The organism is Nocardioides sp. NPDC057577 (assembly GCF_042801335.1).
Taxonomy (GTDB): Bacteria; Actinomycetota; Actinomycetes; order Propionibacteriales; family Nocardioidaceae; genus Nocardioides.
This window is the reverse complement of the sequence record NZ_JBHVGB010000060.1, coordinates 22,060-28,897: the sequence shown is the minus strand read 5'-3', so window position 1 is coordinate 28,897 and position 6,838 is coordinate 22,060. Positions and strand designations below refer to the sequence as shown.

Here is a 6,838-nt window from a genome sequence, read left to right as displayed (position 1 = left end):
CGTCATGACGAGCCGACTCGGCAGATTCAGCTGTCAGAACGAGCCGACTCGGCGGGTTCCTACCTCAGGCCAGGACGGAGTCGAGCGCGACCGCGTCGATCCCGACGGCCTCGCCGACGGGGGCGTTGGTGAGCTGGCCGGCGTGGGTGTTGAGGCCCTTGGCGAGCGCGGCGTCGTCACGCAGCGCCTGGGTCCAGCCCTTGTTGGCAAGCGCGACGGCGTACGGCATCGTCGCGTTCGTGAGCGCGTAGGTGGACGTGTTCGGGACCGCACCGGGCATGTTGGCCACGCAGTAGAAGGTCGAGTTGTGGACCTGGTAGGTCGGGTCCGCGTGGGTGGTGGCGTGGGAGTCCTCGAAGCAGCCGCCCTGGTCGATGGCGATGTCGACGAGCACCGAGCCGGGCTTCATCCGCGAGACCAGCTCGTTGGTGACGAGCTTCGGCGCGGCAGCGCCGGGGATCAGCACGGCGCCGATGACCAGGTCGGCCTGGAGCACCTGCTCCTCGAGCGCGAGCTTGTTGGAGGCGAGCCCGTGGACCTGGTTGGAGTAGCGCCAGAACGACATCCGCAGCTTCTCCAGGTCGGTGTCGAGCAGCGTCACGTCGGCGCCCATCCCGAGCGCGATGTTGGCGGCGTTCTGCCCGGAGACACCGGCACCGATGATGACGACCTTGGCGTTGGCGACACCGCCGACGCCGCCCATCAGCGTGCCGCGGCCGCCCTGGGCCTTGAGCAGGTTGTAGGCGCCGACCTGGGGCGCCAGGCAGCCGGCGACCTCCGACATCGGGTAGAGCAGCGGCAGCGCCCGGTTGGGCAGCTCGACGGTCTCGTACGCGATCGCGGTGACCTTCTTGGCCAGCAGCTCCTGGGTCAGCGGCTTGTCGGCGGCCAGGTGGAGGTAGGTGAACAGGGTCAGGCCATCGCGCAGGCGGTGGTACTCCTCCGCGACCGGCTCCTTGACCTTGAGCACCATGTCGGCGTTGCCCCAGGTCTCGTCCGCGTCGCCGAGGATCTTCGCGCCGACCGCGGCGTACTCGGCATCAGAGATCGAGGAGCCGACACCGGCACCGGCCTGGACGAAGACCTCGTGGCCGTTGGCCACCAGCTCGTGGACACCCGAGGGGGTGATCGCCACCCGGTACTCGTGGTTCTTGACTTCCTTGGGTACGCCGATTCTCATTTCTTCCCCTGAATGTGGTGGTCCGTGGGTTACGGGTCAGCCGGATGTTCGCCGCCTGATGCGGCATGTCTAACCCGGTGTGGCGCAAGTCACCAAAACCACGTAACTCGGTCCTGACCGGGCGCCTGATCAGACTCTGCCACGCGACTTGAGGGCGGCGTACGCAAGCACGGCCTGGACGACCGGCGAGTCGGTCGCCTTGCCGGTGAGCACCGCCTCCAGGAGCTCCTCGAACGGCACCCAGTGGATGCTCATCTCGGCCTCCTCGTGCTCGAGCTCGAAGCCGTCGCGGTCGGTCGCGGTCAGGCCGCGGGCGAGGAAGAAGTGGTGGATCTCCTCGGTGAGCCCGGGCGTGGCGTAGGTCGAGAGCAGCGGCGTCCATTCGGCCGCCTCATGGGCCACCTCCTCGCGCAGTTCGCGTACGGCGACGTCGAGCGGGTCCTCGCCGGGAAAGTCGATCAGGCCGGCCGGCAGCTCGACGAAGCGCCGCTGGGCGGGATGGCGGTACTGGGTGATGACCAGGGCGCGCTCGTCCTCGTCCAGGGCCAGCACGACCGCGGCACCAGGGTGCTCGACGACCAGGCGCCGGAACGGCTCCTCGTCCTCGTGGCCGGGCCGGTTGATCCGGTCGGCGCGGAGCGCGACCACCCAGCCGTCACGATGAAGGTCCTCGCTCGAGACCACCGGCCAGCTCTCGGGGACGTCCCATTCGGTGAGCGGCCCGTGGGTATCGGCCGTCGAGTCGGAAAATCCTGCGTCCGGTGTCATGGCCCGAGGCTACCCTCGGCTCATGTCTGAGACCTCCCCCGCCGCCCCTGCCTCACTGACCCAGGAGGAGGCGGCCGAACGGGCCGCCACGGTCACCGTCGAGCGCTACGACATCTCGCTCGACCTGACCGGGCTGCTGGAGGGCGAGACGCTCTCCAGCGTCTCCACGATCACCTTCTCCGCCACCCCGGGCTCGAGCACGTTCGTCGACTGCGTGGCCGAGGTCTCGGCGGCCATGCTCAACGGCACCGCGCTCGATCTCGCCACGATCAGCGCCGGGCGGATCCCGCTCGAGGACCTCGCCGAGGCCAACACCCTGGTCGTGACCGCCTCCCAGTCCAACACCGCCGCCTCCGAGGGCGTGCTCCGCACCGTCGACCCCTCCGACGGCAACGTCTACGTGTGGACCTCCTTCGAGCCCGACGACGCCCGCCGGCTGTGGGCCTGCTTCGACCAGCCGGACCTCAAGGCGGTGCACGGGTTCACCGTGACCGCGCCGGACCAGTGGACCGTGCTGTCGAACTCCGCGCCCGCGGAGGTCTCCGACCCGGCAGCCGGCGCGCGGACCTGGGTCTTCGAAGACACTCCCCCGCTCTCGACGTACGTCGTGGTGGTCAACGCCGGGCCGTTCGTCGAGGTCCGTGCCGAGCGCGGCGGCTACGACCTGGGACTCTATGCCCGTCAGTCGCTGGCGAGCCAGCTCGAGCGGGACCGCGAGGAGATCCTCGACGTCACCGAGCACGGGCTGGCCTGGTTCGGCACGAAGTTCGGGATGCCGTTCCCGCAGCGACGCTACGACCAGATCTTCGTGCCTGACATGGGTGGCGCGATGGAGAACTGGGGCGCGGTCACCCACAGCGACATGTTCCTCTTCCGCACGGCGCCGACCCACGCCGACCGCACCGAGCGCACCAACGTGGTCCTGCACGAGATGGCCCACATGTGGTTCGGCGACCTGGTCACGATGCGCTGGTGGGACGACCTGTGGCTCAACGAGGCCTTCGCCTCCTGGGCGGCCGTGTGGGCCTCGGCCGCGCTCCCCGACTACGCCGACGTGTGGGCCTCGATCGCGCTCACCGAGAAGAAGGCGGGCTACGACATCGACGCGACGCCCGCCACCCACCCGATCCGCGGGGTGGTTCCCCGCGTCGACGTCGCGATGGCCAACTTCGACGCGATCACCTACATGAAGGGCCAGGCGGTGCTGCAGCAGCTGCACGCCTACATCGGCGAGGATGCCTACCTGGCCGGGCTGCAGGCCTACTTCGCCGAGCACGCCTACGGCAATACGGTCCTGTCCGACCTCATGAGCGCGTTCGGCGCGGCGGCGGGCAAGGATCTCTCCGACTGGACCACCGCGTGGCTCGACCACGCCGGCACCGACGTGATCACCCTCGCCGACGGCAAGGTCTCGGTCACCGGTGCCGACGGGACCGTGCGTCCGCACCGGCTCGACATCGCCTCCTACGACGCCTCCGGCGCGCTGCTGGCGACCACCCCGGTCACCGTGGCGGGCGAGCCCGTCGCGGTCTCGCTCCCCGAGGCGGCCGCACACCTGGTCAACGCGACCGACGTGACCTTCGCGGCGGTGCGCTCGGACGAGGCCAGCGAGGCCTGGCTCGGCCAGAACGCCGGTCTGCTGCCCGACGCGGTGGCACGGGCGGTCGCGGTCAACAGCGCCTGGTCCGCCTTGTTCCGCGGCGATATCGCCGGCCCCGAGGTCGTCTCGCGCGTCCTCTCGGTCCTCGAGCGCGAGCGCAACCCGCAGGTCACCGGCGAGTTCCTGAGCATGGCGGTCACCGCCGCCGAGCTGTGGACGGCGCCCGAGCGCGTCGCAGAGCAGCGCGCGCTGGTCGCCGAAGCGGCCGCGGCGCTCGCCGTGGACCCGGCCAACCGCGACACCGCTCTCCGCGTCCTCGCCGCGCACGCGTTTACACCCGAGCAGCTCGCGCTCGCCGAGGAAGGGGCCACCGAGGACGTACAGGTGGCCTGGCGGCTGCTCGGACGACGTGCCGAGACGGGCGACTACGACGCCGAGGCGGTCGCCGCGCTGGAGGCGCGCGACCCAGACCCCGAGTCGTGGGTCAGTGCCTTGGCCGTACGCACCGCACAGCCGCTCGCGGAGGCGAAGGAGGAGGCCTGGCAGGTGACCATGGTCGAGCGTCGGCTGCCGCGCACCGACAGCGCCTACGGGTTGAGCTCGGCGTTCTGGCGGCCCGGCCAGGACGAGATCCTGGCGCCGTACGCCCAGCGCTACCTCGAGGCCGTGCGCGAGATCCGCGGCGGCGGGCTGCTCGCCTACGGCCTCCAGCTGCGGTTCTACCCGGCACAGGCCGGCGAGGACGTCGCCGCCACCGCGCGGGCCGCCTGCGAGGGCGACACGCTGGTCCCGTTCGTACGCCAGACGATCATCCGCATGGCCGACGTGCACTCACGGCAGGTCGCAGCCCGCGCGCTGTGAGTCGAAAAGGTATGGCCCGCGAGAGTGGCGGGTACCCAAATGTCGTACGCAACCGAGAAGGAGTTACGACATGAGCACCATCGAGAAGAGCGTCCAGGTCGCAGTCCCGGTCAGCACCGCGTACGACCAGTGGACCCAGTTCGAGTCGTTCCCCCAGTTCATGGAGGGCGTCGAGTCGGTCCAGCAGCTCGACGACAAGCACCTGCACTGGAAGGCCGAGATCGGCGGTGTGACCCGCGAGTGGGACGCCGAGATCGTCGACCAGGTTCCCGATGACCGCATCACCTGGCGCGCCGTGGAGGGCGCCAAGAACAAGGGGACGGTGTCCTTCACCCCGGATCAGATGGCGAACACGACCAAGGTGACGCTCCGCCTGGAGTACGAGCCCGAGGGCGCTGTCGAGAAAACCGGTGACGTGCTCAAGATCGTCGACATGAGGGCGAAGGGCGATCTCGAACGGTTCAAGGACTTCATCGAGAACCGCGGCACCGCGACCGGTGCATGGCGCGGCGAGGTGAAGCCGACCGGCGAGGTACGTCGCTAGGACAGACTCAGAGCCCCTGGGGCCGGCGTCCGCCGGCCCCAGGGGCTCTGTCAGTCGATCTCAGGCGTCGACATTGTGTCTCGACCCGCTTCCGCGGGTTCGCAAGCTCACCCGCTGCGCTCGCTCGACCTCCTCGCGTTGCGCCGATGTTCGTTCCTCACATCGACGCGGGCTCGGACTCCGGCAGCTCGACCTCGTTGACCTCGCGGCGCAGGTTCGACTCGTCGATCGGGAACCGCTGCTCCTTCTGCCGGTCCAGGGCCGCCTTGACCAGCCCGGCGAAGAGCGGGTGCGGGCGGGTCGGCCGCGAGCGGAGCTCGGGGTGGGCCTGGGTGGAGACGTAGTAGGGGTGAACGTCGCGGGGCAGCTCGACGAACTCGACGAGCTGGTTGTCGGGCGAGAGGCCGGAGAAGACCAGGCCGGCGTCCTCGAGCTGGTCGCGGTAGGAGTTGTTCACCTCGTAGCGGTGGCGGTGACGCTCCTCGATGGAGGTCTCGCCGTAGACCTCGGCCGCGATCGAGCCCTTCTTGAGCTCGGCCGGGTAGAGGCCCAGGCGCATGGTGCCACCGAGGTCGCCCGCGCCCTCGACGTACGCCTTCTGCTCCTCCATCGTCGCGATGACGGGCTCGGGGGTCTCGGCGTCGAACTCGGTGGAGTCGGCCTTCTCCAGGCCGAGCACGTTGCGGGCGTACTCGATGACCATGCACTGCAGCCCCAGGCACAGGCCGAGCGTGGGGATCTGGTGGGTGCGGGTGTAGGTCAGCGCGCCGAGCTTGCCCTCCAGGCCACGGATGCCGAAGCCGCCGGGAACGCAGACGGCGTCGACGTCGTGGAGGTTCTTGGCGGCGCCCTCGGGGGTCTCGCACTCGTCGGAGGGGATCCAGCGGATGTTGACCTTGGCCTCGTTGGCGAAGCCGCCGGCGCGCAGCGCCTCGCCGACGCTCAGGTAGGCGTCGGGAAGGTCGATGTATTTGCCGACCAGCCCGATGGTGAGCTCCTCCTTGGGGTGGTGCACCCGGCGGAGCAGGTCCTCCCACAGCGCCCAGTCGACGTCGCGGAAGGGCAGGTCGAGCTTGCGCACGACGTAGGCGTCCAGGCCCTCGCGGTGGAGCACCTTCGGGATGTCGTAGATGCTCGGGGCGTCGGCGGCGGTCACCACGGCGTCCTCGTCGACATCGCACATGAGCGCGATCTTGCGCTTGATGCCCTCGGGCAGCTCGCGGTCGGCACGGCACACGATGGCGTCGGGCTGGATGCCGATCTGGCGCAGCGCCATCACCGAGTGCTGGGTCGGCTTCGTCTTCAGCTCCTTGGACGGGCCGATGTAGGGCACCAGGGAGACGTGCACGAAGAAGACGTTGTCGCGGCCGAGGCGCTGGCGCACCTGGCGGGCGGCCTCGAGGAACGGCAGCGACTCGATGTCGCCGACGGTGCCGCCGATCTCGGTGATCACCACGTCGATCTCGGGACCGTGCATGGCCAGGACCCGCTCGGAGATCTCGTCGGTGATGTGCGGGATCACCTGGACGGTCTCGCCGAGGTAGTCGCCGCGGCGCTCCTTGGCGATCACGTTGGAGTAGACCTGCCCGGTGGTCACGTTGGCGTGGCCGACCAGGTCGGTGTCGAGGAACCGCTCGTAGTGGCCGATGTCGAGATCGGTCTCGGCACCGTCGTTGGTCACGAAGACCTCACCGTGCTGGAACGGATTCATCGTGCCGGGGTCCACGTTGAGGTACGGGTCCAGCTTCTGCATGGTCACGCTCAGGCCACGCGAACGGAGAAGGCGGCCGAGGGACGATGCCGTCAGGCCCTTTCCCAATGAGGAGGCGACGCCCCCGGTGACAAAAATGTGCTTGGTCAAGCTCGCCGACTTCATGGGCCTCAA

5 protein-coding genes are annotated in these 6,838 nt (G+C 69.4%); 2 read left to right on the top strand and 3 right to left on the bottom strand.

Translation table 11 applies throughout. The features are described 5' to 3' along the window. Positions 1–64 precede the first annotated feature (64 nt). Both ald and ACFU7D_RS14200 read right to left on the bottom strand, forming a co-directional pair. Positions 65–1,180, bottom strand: coding sequence for an alanine dehydrogenase (gene ald, locus ACFU7D_RS14205; RefSeq protein ID WP_378867989.1), 1,116 nt, complete (start codon positions 1,178–1,180; stop codon positions 65–67). Positions 1,181–1,309: 129 nt separating this feature from the next. Further along, complete coding sequence (locus ACFU7D_RS14200) at positions 1,310–1,948, bottom strand: NUDIX domain-containing protein (RefSeq protein WP_378867987.1); 639 nt, start codon at positions 1,946–1,948, stop codon at positions 1,310–1,312. 22 nt (positions 1,949–1,970) lie between these two features. Between ACFU7D_RS14200 and pepN the strand changes: the two genes are divergently transcribed. Together pepN and ACFU7D_RS14190 are read left to right on the top strand one after the other, a co-directional pair. Next, a complete protein-coding gene (gene pepN / locus ACFU7D_RS14195; RefSeq protein ID WP_378867985.1) occupies positions 1,971–4,409 on the top strand; it encodes an aminopeptidase N in 2,439 nt (812 codons plus the stop codon). Between the two features lie 70 nt (positions 4,410–4,479). Further along, the gene (locus tag ACFU7D_RS14190) at positions 4,480–4,953 is read left to right on the top strand and encodes an SRPBCC family protein (RefSeq protein ID WP_378867983.1); all 474 of its coding nucleotides are present in this window, start codon (positions 4,480–4,482) and stop codon (positions 4,951–4,953) included. Between the two features lie 157 nt (positions 4,954–5,110). Here the strand turns inward: ACFU7D_RS14190 and ACFU7D_RS14185 are convergent, their stop codons facing one another. Further along, complete coding sequence (locus tag ACFU7D_RS14185; protein ID WP_378731110.1) at positions 5,111–6,829, bottom strand: CTP synthase; 1,719 nt, start codon at positions 6,827–6,829, stop codon at positions 5,111–5,113. Positions 6,830–6,838: the final 9 nt, after the last annotated feature.

Coding starts and splice junctions, on each gene's coding strand:
- ACFU7D_RS14200 (WP_378867987.1), bottom strand. CDS start 1,948: ATGACACCGGACGCAGGATTTTCCGACTCGACGGCCGATACCCACGGG.
- ACFU7D_RS14190 (WP_378867983.1), top strand. CDS start 4,480: ATGAGCACCATCGAGAAGAGCGTCCAGGTCGCAGTCCCGGTCAGCACC.
- pepN (WP_378867985.1), top strand. CDS start 1,971: ATGTCTGAGACCTCCCCCGCCGCCCCTGCCTCACTGACCCAGGAGGAG.
- ald (WP_378867989.1), bottom strand. CDS start 1,180: ATGAGAATCGGCGTACCCAAGGAAGTCAAGAACCACGAGTACCGGGTG.
- ACFU7D_RS14185 (WP_378731110.1), bottom strand. CDS start 6,829: ATGAAGTCGGCGAGCTTGACCAAGCACATTTTTGTCACCGGGGGCGTC.